Below are 26,102 nucleotides of genomic sequence, written 5' to 3'. Positions count from 1 at the left end.
CACCAAGTGGAGAGCTGTGCCCGACACGCTCCGGCGTGTCGGGCACAGCTCTCCACCTGGTGCGGCCGTCAGCGGCGCGGTGGCGGGGCCACGCTGCCGCGGCGGACCAGCCACGGGAGGTCCGAGGACAGCGTGGGGCGGCGGTCGCCGGCCAGCTGGGCGGCGAGCAGGCCGAACGCGCGCTCGCCGAGCGCCTCGAAGTCCTGGTGCACGGTCGTCAGGCCGGGCCGCCACACGGCCGCCAGCGGGTGGTCGTCGAACCCCGCGACGCTGACGTCGTCGGGGACCCGGCGCCCGGCCTCCTCGAGGCCGCGGATGACGCCCATCGCCACCTCGTCGTTGCCGCAGAACACCGCGGTGACCTCGGGGTCGGCGCCGAGCGCGCGCCCGAGGACGACGCCCGAGCGCGCGCCGAACGAGTCGGCGAGCAGCACCGGCGGCACGGGGGCGCCGGCGGCCTCGAGCGCCCGGCGCCACCCGGTGGTGCGGCCGTCCTCGTCCCGCGACGGCGGCACCGCGACGTGGTGCACGGTCCGGTGGCCGAGGTCCAGCAGGTGCCGGACCAGCTCGGCGGCGGCGGTCTCCTCGTCGAGGACGACCTGCGGGTGCGCGCCGTCGGCCTCGCCGGACACGGCCACGACGGGGACGTCGGCCGGCAGCGCGTCCAGCACGGCGACCCCGATCGCGTCGAACTTCAGCACCACCACGCCGGCCAGCGGCAGCTGCAGCACCACCTGGATCGCTCGGTCGACCTCGTCGGCGTCGGCGCTCTCGACCACGGAGATGACCACGGGGTGCCCCGCCGCGCGGGCGGCGGTCTCGACGCCCTTGATGGTCGTCGAGTAGCCGTGCACCGCGGTCTCGGAGGTCATCACCGCGACCTGGTCCCGGCGGCCGGTGACCAGCGCCCGGGCCGTGGCGCTGGGCCGGTAGCGCAGCACCTCGATCGCGTCGAGCACCCGCTGCCGGCGCTCGGGGCTGACCCGGGCGGCACCCGTGAGGACGCGGGACACGGTCGGCACCGAGACGCCGGCCTCGCGGGCGACGTCGCTGATGCTGGCCGGCTTGCTCATCACCCCATCGTGGCCGGTCACGGGCCCGCAGCTCCAGCACCGGCGCCGGGCGCGTCGGGCGCGACCGACCACGGGCGCAGCGTGAGCCCCGCGACCCGGGCACCCGGTCCCGACCCGCCTGGCGCCGGGGCGACGACCAGCGGGCCGCCGCCGTCGACGAGCGTGACGACCGCCGCGACCTGGTCGGCCGAGTCCTCGTGCACGGTGTGGTGCACCGGGACGAGCACCTCGTGGCCCGCCTGCCCCACGCGCACGTGCTGCACGACGGCGTCGGTGTTGTACTCGTGGCCGGACAGCCGGTGCGCGTTCGCCGCGTCGAGCGTCACCAGGTACGGCCCGGCGGGCAGCCCGGTGACGTCGACCGTGCCGGGCCCGAGGTCGCCCGCCCGCCGGACGACGACGTCGGCCACGACCTGCACCTCCAGCGCCTCGACGGCGGCCCGGCCGTCGACCGCGCGCACCTCGACCTGCACGACCCCCGCGGGCAGCGCGACCTGGTGGCCGCCGGGCAGCACCCGACCGTCGACCCGGAGCTCGACCGCCCCGTCGCCGGCGACCCGCACGGCGTGCGTCCCGGCCCGCTCCGCGACGACGAAGAACGTCAGCCGCTCGCCAGCCGGCACCGCGACCCGCCAGGCACCGTCGGCGCGGACCCCCGGCGTCCGGCGCGCCTGCACGGCGTCGTACCGGACGGCTCCGGGCGCGACCGCACGGACCCGCAGGTGGTCGACGGCCAGCGGCACGTCGGCGCCGGTCACCTCGACGGTGCGAGCGCCCGCCGTCAGCCGCACCGGCACGTCGACCCGGGCGGTGTACCGGGGCTCGAGCGTCGCCGGGAGGGCGAGCACCAGCGGCTCGCCGCCGTCGACGCGCAGCTCCGCCGTCGCGGGCACCCCCGCGGTGCCGTGGCCGACGCCGACCAGGTAGTCGCCGTCGGCCGGGACCGTGACGTCGAAGGCCACGGACCCCGTACCGGGTGCCAGGGCGAGCACCGACACCGGCCCGGTGCCGTGGTAGTGCTGCGGGTCGTCGCCGTGCCGGACCAGCTCGCCGTCCGTGACGCGGGCGGGGTCGACGGCCACCGTGCTCAGCCAGGGACCGAGGGCACCGCCGGTCGCGGTCGCGGTGCCGGCCGGCAGCAGGTCCACCCGGTGCACCGCCGTCGGGTCGTCCCCGGGCACGCGCACCACCAGGACCCCGTCCGGCCCCGCGGTCACGACGCCGTCGTGGCTGACCGACGGCGCCTCGAGGACGCCCTGGTACCCGCTCCACGTCACGACGGCGACGCGCTGCCGGTACCGCGCGCCGGGCACCAGCCCGGACACGGTCAGCTCGACGTCGTCGGTCGTGCCGCCCACCAGGGCGGTGGCCGCGCCGTCGTCGTCCACCGCCGCCAGCACGCGCAGCGAGTCCCGGACCCGCGGGTGCGGGACGGTGGCCGCGACGGTCTCGCCGCGCAGGGACGCGTACCAGTGCAGCAGCCACCATCCGGCGTTCGGCCGGGCGGCTCCGACGGCGTGGTCGTCGAGGTTGCCCGCGAGCGTCCAGTAGGCCAGGTCGGCATCCACCTTGGTCGTCTCGAACGCCTCGACCCACTGCAGCAGCTGCGCCGGCACGGACATGTCGCGGCGGTTCCCGTACTCGTCGATGTTCACCGGCGCGGGCGGCAGGCCGAGCTCGACCTCCAGCGCGCGCAGGTGCTCCAGGTGCGCCCGGTACGTCTCCATCGTGCGCGGCTGCAGCTCGTGCCAGGCGACGACGTCGGGCAGGGTGCCCTGCTGCTGCGCGTGGGTCAGCAGGTCGCGGACCCGCTGCGGGTGGTAGTCGGCCTCGTTCGGTCCGGCGACGCGGCCGCCCGGGTGCTCGGCCCGCACCACCGAGACCGCCGCGTCCCAGTCCGCGAGGAACCGGTCCCGTCCGGCGGGCGACCAGTCGGCGTACCAGATCCAGTCCGGCTCGTTGAACGGCACCCACACCAGCCGGTCCCGCTCGGGGTGGCCGGCGGTGGCGCGCACGGCGTCGCGCAGGACGTCCAGGTACGCCGCGATCCCGACCTCCTCGTACGGCCACTGCCGCAGCGCGTCCTGCACGTACACGTACACGTCCGCGCCGCCGGCCGCGACGAACCCGTCGAGCAGCTCCAGGGCGTCGCCGCCCGGGTGCTGCAGGCCGCCGGGCGACTTCTGCGCGACCGTCCGCGGGCGCACGCCGGCCAGCAGCGCCGGGCCCGGCACGCCGGGCTCGACCAGGCCGTAGAGCATGCCCGTCGCGCCGCCGTGCACGGGGCCCGTCCGCTCCGCGAGGTCGACGCGGGCGGGCTGCGTCGGCCGGCCCCGGGTCAGGCGCAGGGTCCGTGCGGCGGGCTCGTCGCCCGCCGCCTCGACGGTGAGCACGCCGCGGTCGGCGTCCCAGGCCGCCGACCACGCGGCCAGCCGGGTCGGGAACGTCGTGGTGACGACCAGGTCGTGCCCGCGGTGCTGCGGCAGCGGCACCTCGACCGTCTGCTCCGCGCCGGGACGCCGCCACAGCGTCAGGTGCGTGGCGTCCGGGGCGTCGACCGCCGCCGCGACCCACGGCCGCTCCCACTGCTCGATGCCCAGCGGCCAGCGCGGCAGCCCGGCGGCCACGTCGGCGCGCAGCCGCTTGTGCGCGGCGACGGCCTCGGCCACCAGCGAGCGCTGCGGGAGGGTCATGGCGTCGATCCGCCCGGACAGGTACAGCCGCCCGAGCATGCCCGTGCACAGCGTGAACGCGATCTGCTCGTCCGACATCTCCGGCTGCGGGTACGCCCAGCTGCCGGCCACCTCGGGGAGCATCGCCAGCGGGGCCGACGCCGCGATCGGCGGGTACGCCAGCGCGTCCTGCTGGTCCGACGTCGACTGGAGCGTCACCAGCCGCAGCAGCTCGGGGTCGGCCCGCATCGCGCCCGAGGAGCAGTTCTCGACGATCAGGTCCGGGTGCCGGTCCAGCACGCCGGCGAGCCAGTCGCGGTGCGCCGCCGCGTGCCCGACCAGCCCCTCGGCCGGGCTGTCGGCGCCGACGTCGGTGCCGGCGACCGGGTTGATGTTGTAGTCCAGCTTGAAGAAGCCGACGCCCATCGCGACCAGGCGGTCGACGGCCTCGTCGACGTGCGCGCGCGCCGCCGGGTGCCGCAGGTCCAGGTGGTACCGGCCGTGCTCGACGAGCCGCTGGCCGTTCCGCTGCAGGAACGCGTCGTCCGGCAGCCGGTCGGCCACGGGGCTCGTCACGCCGACCACCTCGGGCTCGAGCCACAGGCCGGCGACGAGACCGCGGTCGCGGACGTGGTCGAGCAGCGCCTGCAGACCGCCGGGGAACCGGGTCGTCGACGGCTGCCACTCCCCGACGCTCCACCACCAGCCGTCGGTGTCGTCGTACCAGCCGCAGTCGATGCAGAACACCTCGGCGCCGGCGTCGGCGGCCGCGTCCACCAGGGGCACGACCTTCTCCGTCGTCGGGTCGCCCATGAGCGTGTTCATGTAGTCGTTGAACACCACCCGCAGGCCGGTGACGTCCGGGTGCGGCCGGCGGACGGCGCGGCGCACCCCGGTCAGCCCGGCGACCGCGGCCTCCAGGTCCGGCCCGGCGGCCACGGCGACCGCGGGCGACACGTGCTCCTCCCCCGGCTCCAGGACCAGGCTCCAGCCGTGGTCCAGGTCCGTCGGGCCCGCGAGCGCCAGGTACGCGCCGGTGCCGTGCTCGCCGACCTCCCACCGCCAGCCGGCGGTGCTCTCGACCTGCCACGCCCACGCCGGGCGCTCCGCGGCACCGCTGCGGGTCAGCACGCCGACCGGCTGGCTGTCGCCCGTGGACCAGAGGCCGCGGGAGGTGCGGGACAGACCGCCGCGCGCCCCGGCGCCGCCGTGCGCGGCGAGCCGCAGGTCCGGCAGCCCGGCCGCACGCAGCGGCAGCGTCCGCCACCGGCTCTCGCCGATCCACTGGTTGTCGGCCACACTCACCTCGAGCGCGTCCGGGTCACCCGTGCCACCGACCCCGACCGCGAGCGCCAGCGGCGTCACGGCGAGCAGCTGGCGCGGGCCGGGCGCGTCCGCGGTGACGGACGTGGTGAGCCGCGCCCGCACGGCCGCGACCCCGTCCCAGAGCTCCAGCCGCAGGGCCGTGCGCAGCGACCCGCCCTGCTCCGCCTGCTCGACGACCAGGACCTGCCGCGCGCCGTCCCGCTCCAGCCGGTGACCCGTGTACCGGAGCCGGGTGGACACGGTGCCGCCGGCGAGGCGGTCCGAGGCCGGCGTGCGGCCGGCGTCGACGGTGACCAGCTCGACCACCGGCTGCGTACCGGGCAGGTCGTGCGCGGCGCCGGGCGCGCCGAGGCGCAGCACCCGGACGGGGCCGGCGGCGTCGTGGGCGAGGACGACCTCGAGGACGTCGTTGGCCAGGGCGATCGTGCCGGCCCGGGTCGTCACCTCGGCGCTCACTTGACGGCCCCCGAGGTGACGCCGGAGATGATCCGGCGCTGGGCGACGGCGAACACGACGATCATGGGCAGGCTCATGAGGACCACATAGGTGAAGATCAGGTTCCAGTTGTTGACGTACTGGGCCGCGCTGGCGACCTTGTACAGGTTGAGCGGCAGCGTGGTGGTGTCGCCCCCGCCGAGCACGAAGAACGTGTAGAAGACCTCGTTCCAGATGGAGAGCGTGGTCAGGATCGCCGCGGTCGCGATGACCGGGCGGAGCATCGGCAGCACGATCCGCGTGAACAGCTGGAACGGCGTCGTCCCGTCCAGGCGGGCCGCCTCCTCCAGCTCGATCGGCAGGTTCCGCACGAACCCGGTGACGAAGAAGATCACCGTGCCCATGAACATGCCGGTGTAGACCCCGACCATGCCGACCGCCGTGCCCTGCAGCCCGAGGCTGCGCACCGTCAGCACGGTGGTGATCACGGCGGGCGGCAGCACGATGCTGCTGATGCCGACGGTGTAGAGCACCGCGTTCCAGCGCCCGGTGCGGCGCGCCAGCACCCAGGAGGCGGCGGAGCCGAGCACGAGCAGCAGGACCACGGCGGGGACCGTGACGAGCAGGCTGCCGCCGAGGGCGACGAGCACCTCGCCCTGGTCCATCACCTGCCGGACGTTCGCGCCGAACGCCCACTCGGTCGGCAGGGACAGGTCGGGCCGCTGCGCCTCGCCGGTCGTCTTCGCGGACGTGACGAGGACGAGCCAGAGCGGGACGCCGACGACGACCAGCGCGAGCACGACGACGAGCACGTCGTGCACGACGCGCAGGGCCGTGCGGCGGTCGCCGGCCGGGGTGCGGCGCTGACGGCGCGGGCGGCGGGTCGCCGCGGCAGGGGCGGCGAGGGTGGCGGGTGTCGCGGTCACAGGACGTTCTCCCGACGGCGCAGGAACATGATCACGGGCAGGGCGATGATCACCACGGTCAGGAACAGCACCAGGCTCATCGTCGTGGCCTGGGCGTACAGCCCCTGGCCGAACGTGCGGAAGATGAAGATGTTGAGCACCTCGGTGCTGCGCGCGGGCCCGCCGAGGGTCAGCGCCTGCACGGTGTCGAACCCGTTCATCGACCCGAGCAGCGCGGTGGCGACGTTGAACGTGACCGCCGGGGCGAGCAGCGGGAACCGGACGCTCCACAGCGTCCGCCACCAGCTCGCGCCGTCGATCCGCGCGGCCTCCAGGACGTCGGTCGGCATCGTCTTGAGGCCGGCCATGAAGATGAGCATCGACAGGCCCATCCACTTCCAGGCCTGCACCAGCGACACCACGACGATCGTCCACGTGGTGCTGCCGAGCCACGGGATCGCGACGTCCGACCCCGTGAGCGCGCTCAGCACGCCGTTGAGCGCACCGTCCGGCCGCAGCAGCGCCTGGAACACGTAGCCGACGGCCAGCGGCGACAGCAGCACCGGGACGAAGAACGCGATGCGGGCGGCGCGGTTCACCCGCGAGTCACGCTCCAGCAGCAGCGCCAGCAGGAAGCCGAAGCCGTTCTGCAGCAGCGCGACCAGCACGGCCCAGATGAGGGTGACGCGCAGCGCCGACAGCAGCGAGCCGTCCGCGAACAGCCGCGTGAAGTTCTCCGTCCCGACGAACCCGAACCCCTGCCGGAACGCGGACCAGTCGGTGAACGCGTAGACGAAGTTCAGCAGGGTCGGCACCAGGAAGAACACGAGCATCGCGCCGAACGCGGGCCAGAGCATCCAGGACGGGTACCCGGTGGACCGGCGACGGGGCCGGGAGGCGGGGGTCGGGGGCGGCCGGCCGCCGCGGGTGCGGGGCGGGCCGGTGCGGTCGCGGAGGTGGTCATCGTCGGTCCCTCGCTGCGGGGTCGGTCGGGGCGGGTCGGGGTCGGGGCGGCTCGGGGCCCGGGCGGGACGGGGTGGTGCGCACCCCGTCCCGCCTCCGGGTCAGAAGCCCTCGGCGCCCTGCGCCTGGGCCAGGCCTGGGCGAACTGCTGCTGCGTCGCGTCGGCGACCTGCTGCGGGGTCATCTCGCCGTAGAGCAGCGACGCCAGGTTGATGTAGAGGTCGGGGTTCGCGATGGCGAGGGACTGCATCGACCCGACCGAGCTCTCGAGCGACGCGGCGATCTCCTGCGCCAGGCCTGGGGCACCGTCTCCGGGTTCTCGACGTCGGGCTCGATCGACACCAGGCCGCCGTCCTCGATGAACGTCGGGTAGTAGTCCGTCATCAGGAACGTGAGGAACTGCTTGGCCGCGGCCTCGCGCTCGGCGTCGCCCGTCCGGAACACCACGATGCCGTTCTTGTTGTCCGGGATGGTCGTGGCGACCGTGCCCTCGCCCGAGATCGGGAACCAGCCGAGGGTGTCGTCGATCTCCTGGGCGTCGTACTGGGTCAGCAGGTTGCTCGAGCAGGGCATTCACCTGGAGGGCCATCGCGCCCTGGCCGCCGAACAGGCTGGGCGGCCTGGTCCTCGAACGTCGCCGTCTTCAGGTCGTCGTTGTAGAGGCCGTCGGCGACGAGCGTCTGGTACTCGGTGATCGCGTCCAGGATCGGCGGGTCGGCGAACGTGGTGGCGTTCGTGTTGACCTCGTCCCACAGTCCGTCCTGCGCCGCCTCGGCGAGCCTGCATCTGCACGGCCCACTGGGTCGGCCACTGCGCGCCGCCGGCCTCGACGAACGCGGTGTCGCCGCCGGCCGCGATCGTGCGGGCGACCTCGACCATCTCGTCCCAGGCTCTGCGGCAGGCTCGGTGATGCCGTACTTCTCGAACAGCGCCTTGTTGTAGTAGACGCCCATCACCGACGGCGAGCCTGGTGATCGCCGCGTACCGGGTGTCGTCGACGAACCCGGCGATGTCCCGCACGGCCGGGTCCAGGCGGTCCAGCCACGGGGCGTCGTCCAGCGGCAGCAGGTTGGTCGGCGCCTGGAGCGAGGTGAGCATGCTGGTGGTCGGCTGCCAGGACGCGAGGTCCGGGACGTCGCCGGTGGCCACGCGGGTCTGCAGGTTCTGCTCGTACGGGTCGGGGTAGGTGGTGCGCTCGATCGTGGCGCCCGTCTCCTCCTGGAACGCCTCGATCGCGCCGTCCAGGGGGCCGCCCGCGGTCCCGCCGCCGAACGTGATGGTCACGCCCGTCAGGTCCGCGGTGGCGTCGTTCCAGCCGCCCGCGTCCTCGCTGCTGCTGCCGTCGCTGCCGCCGCTGAGGTTCCCGCCGGCGCAGGCGGTGAGCAGCAGCGCGGCGGTCGCGGCGGCCGCCACGGCCAGGGTGCGGTTCCGCACAGATCGGTTCGCGTGCACGTCGGTCTCCGTCCATCGTCATCGTTGTCGAGGAGGCTCGCGGCACGGTCCGTCGCTGGACCGCTGCCGGGCCACGCGACGGCGGGAGGGGATCCCTGCACGTCTTGAAATCGCTATCACGCGGCCTGATAACGCTATCAAGTGATCTGCGCCACGACAACCACCCAGGTCAGCCCGCACTGCGCGCACGCCCGCCCTCCCCCGCGCCGCACCCCACGCCACGGCCCGCGAGGTCGTCACGACGGCACGAGGTCGTCCCGCACACATGACGACCTCGTGCACGAGTGACGACCTCGGCGCTGCCTCGACCCGACGCGCACCCGCGGCGACGCCCTCGCGGCGGCGCCGGGCGGGTTGCGGGTGCGGGGCGGGGGTGGCGGTGTGAGGCTGCGGAGGGTGTCGTCCTCCGCCTCGCCCGGCTCCGCCCGTCACCTCGCCCGGCCCCGTGTGGTCGTGCTCGGGCAGGTGGGGCGGGACCTCGTGCTGACGGTCGACGGCGTCCCCGCGAGCGGCGGGTCGGCGGACGTGCGGGAGCGGGTCGAGGCCCTCGGCGGCAAGGGCGCGAACCAGGCGCGGGCGTGCCGGCAGCTGGGAGCGGACGCGGCGCTGGTCGGCGTGGTCGGGGACGACGACGCGGGTCGCCGCGTCCTGGCGGAGGCACGGGCCGCCGGGCTCGACGTCACCGGGGTCGCGGTCCGGGACGGCGTCCGCACCGCGCTGCTCGTCGACGTCGTCGGGCCGCCCGGCGAGCGCCGCCTCCTGGAGCACGTCGACCCGGGCGACCTGCTCACCCCCGGCGACGTCCGCGCCGCCGCTCCCCTGCTGCACGCGGCGGACGCGGTCCTGCTGCAGCTGCAGCAGCCGGCCGACGCGGTCCTCGGCGCGCTGCGGGAGGTCGCCGGGCGGGAGGTGCTCGTGGTCGCGGACGGGGCCCCGCCGGACGACGACGTGCGCGCGGGGCTGCTCGCCGCCGGCGCCGTGCTGCGGGCCGACGCCGAGGAGGCCGCGTCGCTGACCGGCCGGCCGGTCGACGGCGTCGCCGATGCCGTGGCCGCCGCGACCGACCTGGTGCGCGGCGGCGCCCGGCTGGTCGTCCTGGCCGCGGGCGCCGACGGGAACGTCGTCGCCTGGCCCGGCGGGCACGTGGTCACCCCGCTGCTCGGTCACGACCCCGTCGACCCCACCGGCGCCGGCGACAGCACCGTCGCGGCGCTCGCGGTGGCGCTGCTGACCGGCCGCACGCCCGCCGAGGCCGCGTGGTGGGCCGCCGTCGCCGCGCGCCGCGCCGTCGACCACCCGGGCGGGCGGCCCGACCTCGACCGGGTGGCGGTCGCGGCGGAGGCGGCACGGGCCGGGCGGCTACCGTACGAGCCGTGACCCGCACGTACTCGCACGTCGTCATCGGGGCCGGTGCCGTCGGCTCGGCCGCCGCGTACTGGCTCGCCCGCGCGGGCGCCGAGCGCGTCCTGGTGCTCGAGCAGTTCGACCTGGTGAACTCCCTCGGGTCCTCCGGCGACCACTCACGGATCATCCGGCGCAGCTACCACCGGCCCGAGTACGTGCGCCTCACCGACGCGATGTTCGCCGCGTGGGAGCAGGTGGAGCGGGACTCCGGACTGCAGGTGTTCACGCGCACGGGCGGGCTCGACCTCGCCCCGCCGGCGAACGGCGGCAGCGACCGGCTCGCGGTCTTCCGGGAGGCGATGGACGCGGGCGGCGCGACGTACCAGGACCTCGGCACCGGGGACCTGCGCGCCCGCTACCCGCAGTGGCAGGTGCCGGACGGGACGACGGCGCTCTTCCAGGCCGACGCCGGGATCATCGACATCCGCCGCTCGGTGTCCGCGCACACGGCGCTCGCGCTGGCCGCCGGCGTCGAGCTCCGCCCGCACACCCGCGTCACCGGCGTCGACGTCCGCGACGACGCCGTCACGGTCCGCACCACCGGCGGCGACGTGGAGGCCGGTGCGCTGGTCGTCGCCGCCGCGTCCTGGCTGGGCGACCTGATGCCGGACCTCGGGCTGGACTACCGGCTCACGCTGTCGGAGGAGCAGGTGGACTACGTCGCCTCGCCGCGGCTGCCCGACTTCACGCCGGACCGGTTCCCGATCTGGGTCTGGCACGGCGACGAGGTGATGTACGGCTTCCCCGTCTACGGCGAGGCGGCCGTGAAGATCGCCCGGGACATGCGCGGGCACTTCATCACCAGCGAGGGCCGGACGCACCGCGCCGACCCCGCCACGACCGAGGCGTCCCGGCGGTTCCTCGCCGCGCACCTGCCCGGGGCCGCGGGCCCGGCGCTGCGCAGCGCCGTGTGCGTCTACGACATGCCGGCCGACCGCGAGCTCGTCCTCGACACGGTGCCCGGCCACCCGCACGTGGCGGTGTTCAACGGCGCCGGCCACGGCGGCAAGTTCGCGAGCCTGGCCGGGTCGGTGCTGGCCGACCTGGTGACGAGCGGCAGCACGCCGCACGACATCGCGGCGTTCGCGCTCACCCGGCCCGCGATCACGGACCCGGCGTACCCGGCCGAGTTCGGCCTGCACGCCTGACTAGCGTGCGCGGTCCTGCGCGACGCGGTAGCGCAGCCAGACGGTCCCGCTGCTGAACCGGTGCTCGTCGAGCAGCTCCAGGTCCAGGCGCAGATCAGGCGGGTAGAACGGCTGCCCGCCGCCCAGCGCCACCGCGGCCACGTACGGCTGCACCTCGTCGACGATCCCGGCCCGCAGCGCCAGCGCCGCGAGCGTCGGGCCCTCGATCGTCACGTCGTGGTCGAGCGCGTCGACCCGGCGCCGGACCTCGGCGGGGTCGAAGTGCCGCTCGAGCGTCGTGCGCGCCGTGGTCACCGCGGGGTGCGTCCGCGAGTAGACGACCTTGTCCGCCGACTGCCACACCCGGGCGAACTCCTGGCCGGCGGCGGGCTGGTCCGGCTCGTCGAGCGCGGTCTCCCAGTACGACATCAGCTCGTAGATCCGGCGGCCGTACAGGTAGGTGCCGACCTCCTGCATCCGGCCCGCGATGAACGTGTGCAGGTCGGCGTCCGCGCCGCCCCAGTCGATGCTGCCGTCCGGTGCCGACGCGTAGCCGTCGACCGAGGTGATCATCGAGTAGATCAGCCGACCCATGGGTGTGCTCCCCCGCTCCGGACGCCCCCGTCGGCGCCGCGACCGACCCTAGCGGCGGCGCCCCGGCTGCCGGAAGGACGCGCGCGAGGTCGTCGCCCGTACCCGGGGTCGTCCGTCCTGCGGGACGACCTCGGGCCGGTGCGACGACCTCGTCGGGCGGGCTCGTCGCCGGGTCAGACGGGCGTCGCCCGGGTGGCCCGCGGGAACAGCCGCTCGAGCACGTCGGCCAGCGTGACGACGCCGACGGTGCGCCCGTCCTCGTGCACCAGGGCCAGGTGCTGGCGCCCCTCGCGCATCTGGGCCAGCGCACCGGAGACCGGCGTGGCCGCGGCGAGCCGGAGCACCGGCCGCACCAGCGGGGCCACCGGCGCGCCGTCGGCGTGCGCGAGGGTGTCCCGCACGTGCACGACCCCGTCCAGGTGGTCGCCCTCCCCGACCAGGACCCGCAGGTGCCCGGACGCCCGGGTGACCTCGCGGACCTCGGCCACGGTGGCGCCGGGCCGCACGGCGCTGGGCGGGCCGGCCGAGGCCACGTCCCGGACCGTCAGGTCCTGCAGCTCGAGCGCGCCGGTGAGCTGCGCCGAGTACCCGGCGTCGAGGGCACCCACGTTGGCGGAGTGCTCGACCAGGTGCCGCAGGTCGTCCGGGTTCTGCCCGGTCGCCACCTGCTCCGCCGGCTCCACGCCGACGCGGCGCAGGCACCAGTTGGCGGCCTCGTTGAGTGCGCGCAGGAGGGGCCGGGTCAGCCACATGAAGGCCCGCATCGGCGTCGCGAGCAGGATGGCGGAGGTCTCCGGGTGCGCGATCGCCCAGGACTTCGGCGCCATCTCGCCGACCACGAGGTGCAGGAACGTGACGACGACCAGCGCGAGCACGAACCCGGCCGCGTCGGCGAGCCAGAGCGCGACGCCCCAGCCCTCGAACAGCGGGGTGATCCAGTGGTGCACGGCCGGCTTGGTCACCGCGCCGAGCGCCAGGGTGCACGCGGTGATGCCGAGCTGGGACCCGGCGAGCAGGACGGTGAGCTCGGTGGAGCTGCGCAGCGCGGCGCGGGCGGACCGGCTGCGCGGCGCCGCCTCCTCCAGCCGGTAGCGCTTGGCCGCGAGCGCGGCGAACTCCACCGCGACGAAGAACGCGCTGAGCGCGATCAGCGCGACGGTCACGACGACCACGACGAGGGGGCTCATCGCGGGGTCCTCGCGGGTTCGGGAGCGCAGCGGGCGAGGTCGTGGGGTGTGATCATCGGTCGTCCTCCTGGTGGCGCTCGACGGCGTCGGCGCGCTCGGTCCCGGTGGGTGGCGGTTCCGCGGGCACGGTGACCCGGACCAGCGCGGGCACGTGCCGCTCGATCTCCAGCACGTCGACGCGCATCCACACGGGGTCGGGGTCGCCCGCCTGCGCGAGCTCGCCCGGGTCGTCGGGGAGCAGCACGACGACGCTGGTGCCCGCCTCGGGCAGCGAGCCGTGCGCGGCGATGACCAGGCCGCCGACGGTCTCCCAGTCGCCGGTGGGCAGGTCGCGCCCGACGGCGCGCTCCACCTCGTCGACGTGCACGTCCCCGGCCATGGTCCACGCGCCGTCGTCCAGCGCGAGGGTCGGGGCGTGCACCCCGGTGTCGTGCTCGTCGGTGATCTCGCCGACCAGCTCCTCCGCGAGGTCCTCGAACGTGAGCACGCCGGCGAACCCGCCGTACTCGTCGAGCACGCACGCGAGCTGGTCGCGGCCCGCGGCGAGCCGGCGCAGGGCGTCCGGCAGCGCCATCGACGTCGGGACCAGCACCGGGCGGCGCATCAGGCGCTCCACCGGCGCGGCGGGATCCGTGGCGGCCAGGACGTCCTGCAGGTGCACCACCCCGGTCACGTCGTCGGCCTCGGTCAGCACCGGGTACCGGGAGTGCCCCCGGCTCATGAGGTCGCGGACGTCGCCGACCGTGGTGCCGGGCCGCACCACGTCGACCCGCGACCGCGGGATCATCGCGTGCTCGACGTCCTGGCCGGGGAAGTCGAGGATCCGGTCCAGCAGCATGGACAGCTCGCGCGGGAGGTCACCGCTCTCGGCGGACTCCGCGACGATGTGCTCGAGGTCGCGGGCGGTCGCGGAGTGCTCCACGTCGTGCACGGGCTCGATGCGCAGGACCCGCAGCAGGGCGTTGGACGCGGAGTCGAACACCCGGATCAGCCAGCCGAAGACCTTGAGGTACGCCGTGGTGGACGTCGCCAGCCACACCGCCACCGGCTCGGGACGCGCGATGGCGAGGTTCTTGGGGAACAGCTCGCCGAACAGCATCTGCACGAGCGTGGACAGCAGCAGCGCGAGCACCGTTCCCACGGCGACGCCGACCGCCGTGGGCACGCCGACACCACCGAGGGCCTCGCCGAGCGCGTCGCCGATCAGCGGCTCCGCCACGTAGCCGACGAGCAGGCCGGTCACGGTGATGCCGAGCTGCGCGCCCGACAGCATGAAGGACGTGCGCCGGGTGACGGACAGGGCGCGGCGCGCACCCGGGTCGCCGTCGGCGGCGCGCGCGTTCAGCCGCGACCGGTCGACGGCCATGTACGCGAACTCCTGGGCCACGAAGTAGCCCGTCACGGCGGTGATCGCCAGCACGACCAGCACGCCGGCCAGCAACGACAGGACCCACATCACCTCTCACCCCCCGTCGCCTGCTCGTGCGGGCACAGGGGGTACGTACTGTCGCCGTCCATCTCTCTCCAGGTCGCCGGGCTCGGTCGCAGCCCCAACGCGCGAGCCAGCGCCCGAGTTCCCGGCGAGTGGGACGGAGGTCCCGAGCGGGGTACGGCTAGACCCAGTACCCCGACGACGCCGAGTACGCGCCCTTGTACGTCCCCCGGGTCAGGCGGATCGCGTTCCGCTTGACGTCGTAGGCCAGCAGCCGCCACTGCGGCAGGGTCCACCGGCGCAGCACCGCGGCGAGCGCCCGCGCCCGGTCGGCGGCGGGCACCGGGGCGACGACCGTATCGGCGAGCATCCGCCAGGCGAGGTACCACTGCGGGAAGGCGACCGGTCGCCGGAACCCCGGGTCGTAGCTGCGCACCTGCACGATCGGGTCGGCACCGACGGCCTTGCTGTTCTGGTTGTCGTGGCGCCGGCAGGAGAACAGGCGCTCCGGCACGACGACCCACTCGCTGCGCAGCGCCGACCGGATGCCCAGCACGATGTCGCCGCCGAAGAACCGCGGGTGGCCGCCCATCGCGCGCAGGTCGTCGGTCCGGAGCACGCCGCCCCACGCGATCGCCTGCCACGACTGCCGGCGCAGGAGCTGGTCGACGCGGGCGCCGGGCGCGAGGCCGAGGAAGTCCAGCTGCTCGTCGTCCATGTAGCCGACGACCTCGCCGGCCGCGTCGACGAGCGTCACGCGGGGGAACGCGATGGCCGCCTCCGGGTGCGCGAGCATCGCCTCGCGGCAGCGGACCAGGTGCCCGTGCCCGACCACGTCGTCGGCCGCGTTCCACATGAACAGCGGCGCGCGCGCCAGGTCGAGCACGTGGTTGAAGTTCCACGGGATGCCGCGGTTGGTCTCCGACCGCACGTACCGGAAGCGGGGGTCGGCCCTGGCGAACTCCCGCGCGATCTTGGGCGTCTCGTCCGTGGACCCGTTGTCCGAGATGATCACCTCGATGTCGGCCAGGTCCTGGTCGCGCAGCGCGGTGAGCGCCTCCTCCAGGTAGAGGTCGCCGTTGTAGACGGGCACGCCCACGCTGACGAGCGGGACCGGCCGGAGCCGGGCCGCGGGGTCGGCCGCGGCGGGGCCGGGCGCGGCGGGGCTCGCGCCCCGCGACCCGCCGACCGCCGCGGTCGGCGGCCACGACCCGGCGGCGGGGGGGGTCCCCGGCACGGCGGCGGGCCCCCGGGGCCCGGGGCCCGCGGGGCGCGGGCGACCCGGGAGGGGGGGTACCCCGCTCGAGCCGCTGTCTCCGCCCGATATGCGAAGTTCGTCCCGGATCGTACGCCGGGAGGCGGCAGTCGACCAGGGTCCTGCCCCAGGTCACCGCTGCGCCGAGGGTGCACAACGCCACGGACATCTCGCGCATCTCGGGCGAGTTCCTGCACCCTCGGCGGCCGGGCGCGCGCGGGGGCGCGTGCGGGGGCCGTCAGTGCTGCGGGGCGAGGTGCACGACGAGCAGCGCGATGTCGTCGTCGGGCTCCTCCCCCGCGCCGCCGCGCGCCAGGACCGCGTCGGCGAGGTGGGCGGCGTCGAGGGTCGCCGACCCGGTGGCGCGCTCCTGCGCCTCCGGGACGACGCGGGCGACCAGCTCCGCGAGCGCGTCGATGCCCTCCTGCAGGTGCTGCCCGCGCCGCTCGACCAGACCGTCGGTGTACAGCAGGAGCGTGGAACCGCGCGGGACCTCGACCTCGGAGTCGGTGCGTGCGCCGTCGGGCGTGATCCCGAGGATCAGCTCCGGCTGGGCCGCGAGCAGCTCGCGCACCACGCCGCCGGGCGAGATCAGCAGCGGCGGCAGGTGCCCCGCGTTGGTCCACCGCACGCGCGTCACGCCCGCGGCGCGCTCCTCCGGCGTCTGCTCCAGCCGCATCACGACAGCGCTCGCCATCGCCTCGACCTTGAGCGTCTCCAGGGCGGCGTCGAGCCCGCCGAGCACCGCCGCCGGCGTCCCGCCCGTGGTGACGGCGATGCCGCGCAGCAAGGTGCGCACCTGGCTCATCGCGGCCGCCGCGTGCCGGTCGTGGCCCATGACGTCGCCGATGACCAGCATCGTCGAGCCGTCGCGCTGCACGAACGCGTCGTACCAGTCGCCGCCGACCTGGGCCGCCTGCGCGGCCGGGACGTAGCGCACGACGACGTCGAGGTCGTCGGGCTGCGCCGGCGCGGACAGCAGCGCGCGCTGCAGCGTCTCCGCCATCTTGCGCTGCCCCTGGTAGAGCTGCGCGTTGTCCAGCGCGACCCCGGCCCGGTCGGCGACCTGCACCAGCAGGGCGACGTCCTCCTCGCCGAGGTCCGGATGCCGGTCGTCGAGGAACAGCGTGATCAGCCCGACGGTGCGCCCGCGCGCCCGCATCGGGACGGCGTAGCCCGTCCGCGGCGCGAGGGTGCGGAAGACGTCCCGCGCCTCCCCGGTGAGCAGCGCGGAGACGGACTCGGTGGCGTCCGGCACGACGACGAGCTCGCCCGAGCGCAGCGCCCGGTGCAGGAACGACTCCGACGACAGCGCGCCGAGCCGGAGCCGGGCGTACCGGGCGACGGTCGGCCGCAGCTGCGGCTCCGCGTGCCAGCCGGCGATGTCGCGCAGGTGGCGGTCCTCGTCCCAGAGGCTGACCAGGCACCACGCGCCGAATCCCCGCACCAGGTGCCGGGCCAGCCGGCCGACCGCGTACTCGGTGTCCAGCGTCGAGCTGAGGTCCTCGCTCACCGTCGCCAGCAGCGCCAGGCGGTTGCGGGCGGTCTCGGCCGCTGCCGTCGCCGCGCGCCGCTGCTCCTCGGCACGGTGCCGGTCGGTGATGTCGTGGAAGTACACCGACAGCCCGTCGGGGCCGGGGAACGCCCGCACCTCGTACCAGCCGTCGAGCGGCGGCGGGTAGTAGGCCTCGAACGACCGGGGCTCGCCGGACTCCACGGCCCCCCGGTAGTGCTCCTCGAACACGGACCCGACGGACAGCGGGAACAGCTCCCAGATCACCCCGCCGAGCATCTCGGCGCGGGTGCTGCCCAGGACGCGCTCGGCCTCGGTGTTGACGTACGTGAACCGCCACCGGTCGTCCAGCAGGAAGAACGCCGTGGACATCGTCTCGAGCACGCGGGCGATCCGGGCGTCGGCCTCGCGCTCTGCCGTGGTCTCGTACGCCGCACCGAGGACGCGCACCGCGTCGCCGTCCGGGCCCGCGAGCGCGATGCCGCGGGCCTTGACCCACCGGGTCCCACCCGCCGGGGGCAGCACGCGGTACTCCGCGGTGTACGAGCCGCAGGTGGCGATCGCGTCCGCCAGGGCGTCGGAGACCCGGGCGCGGTCGTCGGGGTGCAGGTAGGCCGAGAACGCCTCGATGGTGCGGCCGAACTCGCCGGGTGCGACGCCGAACAGGGCGTGCAGCTGCTCGTCCCACTCGAGCACGCCGGTGGTCAGGTCCCAGTCGAAGCTGCCGATCTCGCCCGCCGTGACGGCGAGCTTCCAGCGCACCCGGTCGGCCTCGTACTCCACGGCCAGCGCCGACAGCTCCAGCTCCGCGACCGCCGCGGCGGCCAGGTCGGTCAGCACCAGCACGTCGTCCGTCGACCAGGCGCGGACCTCGGCGTCGTACACGCAGAGGGCCCCGACCACCAGGCCGTCCTTGCCGACCAGCGGCACGCCCAGGTAGGCGCGGACCCGGCCGTCGCTCACGGCGGCCAGGTCGCTGAGCCGGACGTCCTCGGTGGCGTCGGGCACGACCAGCGGCTCGCCGAGCCGCGCGGTCACCGTGCAGACGGCGTCCTGCAGGGGCGTGCGGCTGCCGGTGGCGCCCGCGACGACGCCGGCCGCCGCGCCGATCGTCTGCACGTCGCTCAGCAGCGACACCTGCGACGCCGGCGCGGCCAGCAGGCGCGAGGCGAGCTGGGCCAGGCGCTCCAGCGCGGGGTTCCCGACCGAGCTCAGCAGCCGGTCGACGGCGGCGGCGCGCTCGTCGTCGCGCTGCGCCGGGCCGGTGGTGCGGCGGTCGGGCACAGGTCGTCCCCTTCCGTCACGGCCGTTGGAGGCAGCATAGGCGAGCGCGCCGGCCGGCGGGCCCCGCGGTCACACGCCGGCGGTCACCGGCGCGTGCTCGGGCTCGCCGGGTGCCACCCGCGTCCGGTCGTCCGCCATGAGCAGCCACGCGACCGCCGTGACGACGACGATCACCACCGCCATCACGACGTACGACGCCTGGAACCCGATGCCGCTGTAGGCGGCGCCGAACACCGACGCGAAGATCGCGATGCCGATCTGCTTCGCGAAGTTGAACCCCAGCATGTACGCGGTCGCCGAGATCCGGACGTCGAACATCCGGGTGAGGTACTTCATCACCGACACGAGCAGGAACGGCATCTCGATCGCCGCGAGCAGACGCCAGGCGATCAGCAGCCACTCGTGCGTGAAGAACGCCGACCCCAGGACGCGCACCAGCAGGACCGCCGCGAACACCATCAGGCCCTTGCGCGCACCGATCCGGTTGACGATGAACGGCGCGGCGACCATGAACGCCGCCTCGGCGAAGATCTGCACCGCGACGACGCGGGAGAACAGCACCTCGGCGTCGCCGCTCGTGACGAACGTGGCGAAGTAGTTCGGGAACTGCTGGTCGAAGACGTCGTACAGCGCGGCGGTGCCGAACATCAGGACGACGAAGCCGACGAAGTTCCGGTCGCGCAGCAGACCCGTGATGGTGGCCCGGGTGATCTTCGTGCCACCCTCCGGGTCCGCGGCGGAGCGCTCCGGCGCCTGCGGCACCCGGGCCAGGAACAGCAGCGTGCCGAGCACGATCGCCGACACGGAGCCGGCCCACCAGATGCTGTCCGGGTTCGCGGCCCAGATGAACCCGCCGACCAGCGCCGCGGTGCCGCCGGCGAGCGACCCGAACAGCCGGGCGTGCCCGTACTCGTAGCCGTTGGCGCGGCTCGCCCGCTCGCTGAACGCCTCCACGACGCCGACGCCCGAGTTCAGGCACAGGCTGAGGAACACGCCGCCGACGACGGCCGCCAGGTACTGGTCGACCCCGATCAGCGGCTGGAACACGAAGACGAAGAACGGCCCCATGCCCGCGGCGCAGAGCACGACGAACGCGAACAGGTACTTCCGGAACCCGAGGCGGTCCTGCAGGTAGCCGTAGATCGGCTGCAGCACGAGCGCGGTGATCGCCGAGACGGTGCTGACCACGCCGATCGCGCCGGTGCCCATGCCCTCGCGGGCCAGCCACAGCGGCAGGAACGTGAACGCGAGCTGCCAGACCGCGAAGTAGAAGAAGAACAGGCCGCCGTAGTTCCAGAAGACGCCGCGCTTCAGCGACTCCAGCGCGCTGGGGCGCTGCTCGGCGGGGGTGGTCGTCGTGCTCACTGCGGCTCTCCGGCGGGGGTGAGGACCTCGGTCGAGGTCGGGGTGGGGCGGGTGTCGGGCACAGGCGTGCCCCAGACGGGGTTGCCGTCCGCGTCGAACGGCAGCACCTGCGCGCGGGCGTGCCGGTTCGGGTCCCACAGGGGATCGCCGGTGATCTCCGTGTAGGTGCGGGCGTGGTAGACGAGCACCGGGGTGCCGTCGGGCAGCTCGGTGAACGAGTTGTGCCCCGGGCCGTACTGGCCCGCGGACGGGTCGGAGACGAACACCGGGTCGGGGCTCTTGGTCCACGACGCCGGGTCCAGCAGGTCGCTGCCGAGGTCGGCGGTGAGCACGCCCATCGCGTAGTCGATGCCCGTCGCGGCGCCCGAGTAGGTGAGGAAGACGCGGCCGTCGCGCACCAGGACCGACGGGCCCTCGTTCACCCAGAAGCCCCTGGTCTCCCAGTCGTACTCGGGCCGCGTGAGCAGAACGGCGGGCGTCGCGAGGGTCCACGGGTTCGCCATGCGGGCGATGTAGAGGTTCGAGTGCCCGCGGACCGCGAAGTCCTGCTGCGCCCAGACCAGGTACTGCTCGCCGTCGAGCACCACGCTGGTGGCGTCGAGGGCGAACGACTCCCAGCCGGTGTCCACCTGCCCGCGCTCGACCCACTCTCCCTCGAACGGGTCGTCGGCGGTGTTCTCCAGGACGAAGACCCGGTGGTTGAACGTCTCGGCCGACCCGGGGACGTCGGCGGTGCCGTGGTCGTCCGGCGCCGCGGCGAAGTAGACGTACCAGGCGCCGTGCACGCGGTGGATCTCCGGCGCCCAGATCAGGTGGGACATCGGCCCCTCGGCGTGCCGCTCCCAGATGGTCACCTCCGGCGCGGCCTGGAGGTCCTCGAGCCGCTCCGCGCGCCGCAGGACCACCCGGTCGTACAGCGGGTGCGAGCCCGTGAAGTAGTACTGCCCGTCGTGCCGCAGCACGCAGGGGTCCGCCCGCTGCAGCACCACCGGGTTGACGCCGACGCTGTCCGTCACTGCCGTCTCCTCGTCGAGACCCCGCCGGCCCGGCCGTCGGGGCGCACCTTCATCGTTGTATGTTAACGCTAACACAACCACGGCGACCGCCCGGGGACCGAGGTCCCGCCCGCACGCCGCACCGCGCACTCCGCACCTGCACCCCGCACCGCGCACCGCGGGTCCCGCGAGTGTGCACAAACCCGCGCGGAATGTCCCGGATGTCCCCCCGCTTCTGCACACTCGGCACGCTGCGCGGATCTGCGGGCCGGTCGCGGCACCCTGCAGGCGGGGCGCCGGTAGCCTGACCGGCGCACCTTCCGTCGACCAGTCCCTCGGACCAGCCCTCGGACCAGCCCTCGGACCGGTCCCTCGGGCCAGTCCTCGGACCAGCCCTCGGGCCAGTCCTCGGGCCAGTCCTCGGACCAGCCCTCGGGCCAGTCCTCGGACCAGTCCTCGGACCAGCCCTCGACCAGCACCGGAGCCGCACGATGCCCGTCCCCGTCGCCCCCGACGAGCCCAGCTCCCGCGCGGTCCCGGCAGGCGCACCCGCGGGGCGCTGGGCGCCCGGCGCCCGCGACTCCCGCATCCCGCCGCGCTGGCTGCCGCGCGCCCTGGTGATGGCCGTGGCCGCCGCGTTCGCCGGGATCCTGGTCTGGCGGGCCGCGTCGATGCTCGGCAACGTCCTGACCATCGTGATCATCTCGTGGTTCGTCGCCCTGGCGATGGAGCCGATGATCCTCTGGCTGGTCCGGCACGGCGTGAAGCGGACCCTGGCGACCGGCATCACGATGGTCGGCTCGCTGGTGGTCGGCATCGGCGTGCTGGCGCTGCTGGGCGGGCTGTTCGTGAGCCAGCTCGTCGACCTCGTGCAGTCCGTCCCGGGCTACTACGCCGACCTCCGCGAGCTCGCCGACGAGCGGTTCGACATCGCCCTGCCCGCGACGGACGAGCTGCTCAGCAACGCCGGCGACTACGTCGGCGACATCGCGCCCGGGGTCATCGGTGTCGGCACCTCGATCGCCGGCGGGGTGTTCACCGCCACCGCGGTGCTGCTGGTCGTCTACTACATGGCCAGCGCCGGCCCGAAGTTCCGCGCCGCCGTCTGCCGGTACCTCGCCCCGCACCGGCAGCGCGAGGTGCTGCGGCTGTGGGAGGTGTCCCAGGACAAGGTCGCGGGGTTCATCACCTCCCGCATCGTGCTCGCGGCGATCTCGACCGCCACGACGTGGCTGTTCCTGGTGCTGCTGGGCATCCCCTACGCGCTGCCGCTGGCCGTCTTCACCGGCCTGGTGTCGCAGTTCATCCCGACCGTCGGCACGTACATCGGCGGCGCCCTGCCGGTGCTCGTGGCGCTGACCGTCTCGCCGCTGCGGGCGCTGGCCGTGCTGGCGTTCATCATCGCGTACCAGCAGGTGGAGAACCTGTTCCTCACCCCGAAGGTGTCCCAGCGGTCGCTCGCACTCAACCCGGCGGTCGCGTTCCTGTCCGTGATCGCGTTCGGCGCGGTGTTCGGCCCGCTCGGCGCGTTCCTCTCGCTGCCGGTCGCCGCCACGATCCAGGCGGTGATGTCCACCTACGTCCGCCGGCACGAGCTGGTCGACTCGGCCCTGCTGCAGGACGAGGCCACCGGCCGCCGCCGCCCCGGGGACGAGACCGCGGCCGAGCACGGCACGGACCTGCCCGGCGAGGGCGAGCTGCGACCCCCGGTCGCGCCGCCCGCCGACCGCGCCTAGCGTCGGGCGGACCGGCGCCGACCAGGGCGCCCCGACGCCGCACGGAGGACGCATGACCGACGCGACCGACGACTGGATCCCCGACACCCCCGGCGAGGACCCCGACGCCGTGGACGCCGAGCCCGAGGTGGGCCTCGGCGGCGTCGACCGCGGGGACGACGTGGCCCAGGACCTCCAGGAGAACCTGGAGGACGGCGCCCTGACGGCCGAGCCGGACCCGGTCGAGCCCCCGGACTGACGCGCACGCCCGACCGGGGCCGTCGGGTGGACGGCCGCGACGGCCGCGCGCGGTGGCGTGCCGTCGCGGTCGTCCACCCGGCCGGCGGGCGGGGCCGCGGTCAGGCGTAGAAGACCGACTCGACGACGCCGCGGGCGCGGCGCGACGCCCGCAGCCAGGTGTCCTCGAGCTCCTGGCCCGAGCCGGAGGGGTAGCCCACCACCGCGGCCAGCCCCGCGACCACCTGCCGGTCGTGCGGCAGCACGTCGGCGTGGCCGGTCCGCCCGGTCCACAGCACCAGCGCGTCCCGCAGCCGCGACGCGAGGTCCCACGCCTCGACGAGCACCGCCGCGTCGTCCGCGCCGAGCAGCCCCGCCTCGCAGGCGGCGGTCAGGGCGTCGAGCGTCGACGTCGTGCGCAGGCCCGGCACGGCGTGCGCGTGCTGCAGCTGCAGCAGCTGCGCCGTCCACTCGACGTCGGCGATGCCGCCACGGCCGAGCTTGAGGTGCCGGGTCGGGTCGACCCCGCGCGGCAGCCGCTCCGCCTCGACGCGGGCCTTGATCCGCCGCACCTCCCGCACGGACGCCGGGTCGAGCCCGCCCGCCGGGTACCGCAGCGGGTCGACGAGCGCGACGAACCGCTCCCCCAGCGCCGCGTCCCCCGCGACAGGCCGCGCGCGCAGCAGCGCCTGGCTCTCCCAGACCAGCGACCAGCGCGCGTAGTACTCGGCGTAGGCGTCGAACGACCGCACGAGCGGCCCGTTGCGCCCCTCCGGGCGCAGGTCGGCGTCGACCTCGAGCACCGGCTCCGGTCCCACCGAGCCCAGCAGCGACCGCAGCCGGGTGGCGACGCCCGTGGCGAACTCCTGCGCGAGCACCGGCTCCGCACCCGGCAGCGGGTCGTGCACGAACAGCACGTCGGCGTCCGACGCGTAGCCCATCTCCCGACCGCCCAGCCGGCCCATCGCCACCACCAACAGCGCGGTGGGGTCCGCGTCGAGGCGCCGGGCCACGCGCTCCTCCCACGCCGCGACGCGCAGCGCGCCCGCGAGCAGCACGTCGGCGGTGGCGGTCAGGCTGCGGGACGCGCGGGTGCCGGTCACGACGCCCAGCACGTCGGCGGCCGCGGTCCGCGCGAGCTCCCGGCGGCGCAGCGCCCGCAGCGCCGTCACGGCCGGGACCGGCTCGCTCGCCCGGGTGAGCAGGGCGTCGGCCTCGGCGGCCAGGCGGTGCTGGCTGCGCGGCTCGAGCTCGGCGTCGTCGTCCAGCCAGACCACCGACTCCGGGGACCGGGCCAGCGCGTCCGCGACGTACCGGGAGGTCGACAGCGCGCGGGCGAGCCGCTCCGCGGCCGTCCCCGAGTCCCGGAGCAGCTTCAGGTACCAGTGGGTGCCGCCGAGCGCCTCGGACAGCCGGCGGAACGCGAGCAGGCCGCCGTCGGGGTCCGGGCCGTCGGCGAACCAGCCGAGCATCACCGGCAGCAGCTGGCGCTGGATCGACGCGCGCCGGGACACGCCCTCGGTCAGCGCGGCGATGTGCCGCACCGCGCCGGCGGGGTCGCGGTACCCGATGGCGGCCAGCCGCTCCCGCGCCGGCTCCGGGGCGAGGCTCACCTCCGCCGCGGACAGCTGGGCCGTGGCGGGGAGCAACGGCCGGTAGAACAGCTCCTCGTGCAGGTGCCGCACGTCGCGGCGCACCTGGCGCCAGCGCTCCAGCAGCCCCTCGGCACCCTCCGCCCGCATCCCGACCGAGCGCGCGAGCCGGCGCAGGTCCGGCTCGGCCGTCGGCATCAGGTGGGTGCGGCGCAGCCGGTACAGCTGGACGCGGTGCTCGATGGCCCGCAGGAACCGGTAGCAGACGGCCAGCTGCCCGGCGTGCTCGCGCCCGACGTACCCGGCGGCCGAGAGCGCGGCCAGCGCGGTCAGGGTGTTGCCGCTGCGGATCTCCGGGTCCGCGCGGCCGTGCACCAGCTGCAGGAGCTGGACCGTGAACTCGACGTCGCGCAGCCCGCCCACCCCGAGCTTGATCTGCCGGTCCGCCTCCGCAGCGGGCAGGTGCTGCTCGACCCGCCGGCGCATCGCCTGCGAGTCGGCGACGAAGTTCTCCCGCCGCACCGCCTGCCAGACCATCGGGTTGGTCAGCTCGACGTACGCGCGCCCGAGCGCGCGGTCCCCGGCCAGCGGCCGGGCCTTGAGCAGCGCCTGGAACTCCCAGGTCTTGGCCCAGCGCTCGTAGTAGGACCGGTGCGACTCGAGCGTGCGCACCAGCGGGCCGTCCTTGCCCTCGGGGCGCAGCGCGGCGTCGACCGGCCACAGCGCCGGCTCGCCGGACGGCCCGCCGCACGCCCGGGCCAGCGCGGTCGCGAGCCGGGTGCCGGCGGCGAGCGCGGCGGCCTCGTCGGCGCCCTCGGCGGGCTCGGCCACGTACACGACGTCGACGTCGCTGACGTAGTTCAGCTCGCGGCCGCCCGTCTTGCCCATGCCGATCACCGCGAGCCGGACGCCCGCGCCGTGGTCGTCGAGCTCCGCGCGGGCCAGGGCGAGCGCCGCCTCCAGCGCGGCGGCGGCCAGGTCGGCGAGCGCGGCGGCGACCCCCGGCAGCCGGGTCAGCGGCTCCCCGCAGGTGAGGTCCGTGGCGGCGATCCGCAGCAGCCGCTGCCGGTAGGCGCGGCGCATCGCGTCGACGCCGTCCGCCCCCGCGACGGTGGCGACCGGGTCCGCCGCGTCCGGGTCGGCACCGACCGCGGTGAGCAGCTCGGCCCGCACCTGCTCGACGGGGACCCCCGTGCCGGAGGTCTCGTCCAGCACGACGTCCAGGTGCTCGGGGTGCGCGCACAGGTCGTCGCCCAGGGCCACGGACGCGCCGACGACGGCCAGCAGCCGGTCCCGGCCGTCGCCGCCGTCGCGCAGCGCCGCGGCCAGCCGGTCCCGGCGAGCGCCGTCGCGCTCGACGGCGCCGGCGATCTTCGCGAGCGACAGCAGCGCCTGGTCGGGGTCGGCGGACTCGGCCAGCGCCGGGACGAGCTCCTCGACCTCCGGCACGAGCGCCACCAGCGCGGCGTCGGCGAGCAGCCGCTCCGCGCGCGCGACGTCCGCGAACCCCGCGCGGGTCAGCCGACCCGCGAGCGTGCTGCCCCGACCGACCGACGTGCTCACGCCACCGACCGTA

18 protein-coding genes are annotated in these 26,102 nt (G+C 75.3%); 4 read left to right on the top strand and 14 right to left on the bottom strand.

Annotation, left to right across the window (positions count from 1 at the left end):
• Positions 1–68 precede the first annotated feature (68 nt).
• The 6 genes from ACWPWW_RS18450 to ACWPWW_RS18425 all read right to left on the bottom strand — a co-directional run bounded on the left by ACWPWW_RS18450 (position 69) and on the right by ACWPWW_RS18425 (position 8,808).
• Positions 69–1,073, bottom strand: coding sequence for a LacI family DNA-binding transcriptional regulator (locus tag ACWPWW_RS18450; protein WP_454051775.1), 1,005 nt, complete (start codon positions 1,071–1,073; stop codon positions 69–71).
• 17 nt (positions 1,074–1,090) lie between these two features.
• Positions 1,091–5,527, bottom strand: a complete 4,437-nt coding sequence (locus ACWPWW_RS18445; protein WP_454051774.1) for an alpha-galactosidase — start codon at positions 5,525–5,527, stop codon at positions 1,091–1,093.
• The gene (locus ACWPWW_RS18440) at positions 5,524–6,432 is read right to left on the bottom strand and encodes a carbohydrate ABC transporter permease (protein WP_454051773.1); all 909 of its coding nucleotides are present in this window, start codon (positions 6,430–6,432) and stop codon (positions 5,524–5,526) included. The genes ACWPWW_RS18445 and ACWPWW_RS18440 overlap by 4 nt, the downstream gene beginning before the upstream one ends.
• Entirely contained in the window at positions 6,429–7,268 is an 840-nt protein-coding gene (locus ACWPWW_RS18435) for a carbohydrate ABC transporter permease (RefSeq protein ID WP_454051772.1), read from the bottom strand. The genes ACWPWW_RS18440 and ACWPWW_RS18435 overlap by 4 nt, the downstream gene beginning before the upstream one ends.
• 286 nt (positions 7,269–7,554) lie before the next feature.
• Positions 7,555–7,947 carry a hypothetical protein gene (locus ACWPWW_RS18430; RefSeq protein ID WP_454051771.1) on the bottom strand — a complete coding sequence of 131 codons (393 nt, stop codon included), beginning with the start codon at positions 7,945–7,947 and terminating at the stop codon, positions 7,555–7,557.
• Positions 7,948–8,808, bottom strand: coding sequence for an extracellular solute-binding protein (locus ACWPWW_RS18425; RefSeq protein WP_454051770.1), 861 nt, complete (start codon positions 8,806–8,808; stop codon positions 7,948–7,950). It abuts the gene before it with no gap.
• A 414-nt stretch (positions 8,809–9,222) separates the two neighbouring features.
• Here ACWPWW_RS18425 and ACWPWW_RS18420 point away from each other — a divergent pair, with 414 nt between their 5' ends.
• Positions 9,223–10,203: a PfkB family carbohydrate kinase gene (locus tag ACWPWW_RS18420; protein WP_454051769.1), complete on the top strand. Its 981-nt coding sequence runs from the start codon at positions 9,223–9,225 to the stop codon at positions 10,201–10,203.
• Positions 10,200–11,378 (top strand): N-methyl-L-tryptophan oxidase, encoded by a 1,179-nt coding sequence (gene solA, locus ACWPWW_RS18415; protein WP_454051768.1) that lies wholly within the window; start codon positions 10,200–10,202, stop codon positions 11,376–11,378. The genes ACWPWW_RS18420 and solA overlap by 4 nt, the downstream gene beginning before the upstream one ends.
• Here the strand turns inward: solA and ACWPWW_RS18410 are convergent, their stop codons facing one another.
• The 7 genes from ACWPWW_RS18410 to ACWPWW_RS18380 all read right to left on the bottom strand — a co-directional run bounded on the left by ACWPWW_RS18410 (position 11,379) and on the right by ACWPWW_RS18380 (position 21,003).
• On the bottom strand, positions 11,379–11,951 hold the full coding sequence (locus ACWPWW_RS18410; protein ID WP_454051767.1) for a dihydrofolate reductase family protein: 573 nt from the start codon (positions 11,949–11,951) through the stop codon (positions 11,379–11,381). It lies immediately after the preceding gene.
• Positions 11,952–12,124: 173 nt separating this feature from the next.
• A complete protein-coding gene (locus tag ACWPWW_RS18405; RefSeq protein WP_454051766.1) occupies positions 12,125–13,138 on the bottom strand; it encodes a hemolysin family protein in 1,014 nt (337 codons plus the stop codon).
• A 52-nt stretch (positions 13,139–13,190) separates the two neighbouring features.
• Positions 13,191–14,594, bottom strand: a complete 1,404-nt coding sequence (locus ACWPWW_RS18400) for a hemolysin family protein (protein ID WP_454051862.1) — start codon at positions 14,592–14,594, stop codon at positions 13,191–13,193.
• Positions 14,595–14,751: 157 nt separating this feature from the next.
• Positions 14,752–15,807, bottom strand: a complete 1,056-nt coding sequence (locus tag ACWPWW_RS18395) for a glycosyltransferase family 2 protein (protein ID WP_454051765.1) — start codon at positions 15,805–15,807, stop codon at positions 14,752–14,754.
• A gap of 256 nt (positions 15,808–16,063) precedes the next feature.
• Entirely contained in the window at positions 16,064–18,622 is a 2,559-nt protein-coding gene (locus ACWPWW_RS18390) for a SpoIIE family protein phosphatase (RefSeq protein ID WP_454051764.1), read from the bottom strand.
• Between the two features lie 69 nt (positions 18,623–18,691).
• A complete protein-coding gene (locus ACWPWW_RS18385; RefSeq protein ID WP_454051763.1) occupies positions 18,692–19,987 on the bottom strand; it encodes an oligosaccharide MFS transporter in 1,296 nt (431 codons plus the stop codon).
• Entirely contained in the window at positions 19,984–21,003 is a 1,020-nt protein-coding gene (locus tag ACWPWW_RS18380; RefSeq protein ID WP_454051762.1) for a glycoside hydrolase family 43 protein, read from the bottom strand. The genes ACWPWW_RS18385 and ACWPWW_RS18380 overlap by 4 nt, the downstream gene beginning before the upstream one ends.
• Before the next feature lie 470 nt (positions 21,004–21,473).
• Here ACWPWW_RS18380 and ACWPWW_RS18375 point away from each other — a divergent pair, with 470 nt between their 5' ends.
• Together ACWPWW_RS18375 and ACWPWW_RS18370 are read left to right on the top strand one after the other, a co-directional pair.
• A complete protein-coding gene (locus ACWPWW_RS18375; protein ID WP_454051761.1) occupies positions 21,474–22,718 on the top strand; it encodes an AI-2E family transporter in 1,245 nt (414 codons plus the stop codon).
• Between the two features lie 52 nt (positions 22,719–22,770).
• A complete protein-coding gene (locus ACWPWW_RS18370) occupies positions 22,771–22,956 on the top strand; it encodes a hypothetical protein (RefSeq protein ID WP_454051760.1) in 186 nt (61 codons plus the stop codon).
• Positions 22,957–23,056: 100 nt separating this feature from the next.
• Here ACWPWW_RS18370 and ACWPWW_RS18365 read toward each other — a convergent pair whose 3' ends face one another.
• Positions 23,057–26,089, bottom strand: a complete 3,033-nt coding sequence (locus ACWPWW_RS18365; RefSeq protein WP_454051759.1) for a bifunctional [glutamine synthetase] adenylyltransferase/[glutamine synthetase]-adenylyl-L-tyrosine phosphorylase — start codon at positions 26,087–26,089, stop codon at positions 23,057–23,059.
• Positions 26,090–26,102: the final 13 nt, after the last annotated feature.

Source organism: Cellulomonas sp. Marseille-Q8402 (assembly GCF_965119525.1).
The sequence above is the reverse complement of the archived record's forward strand: the minus strand, read 5'-3'. Positions and strand labels throughout refer to the sequence as shown.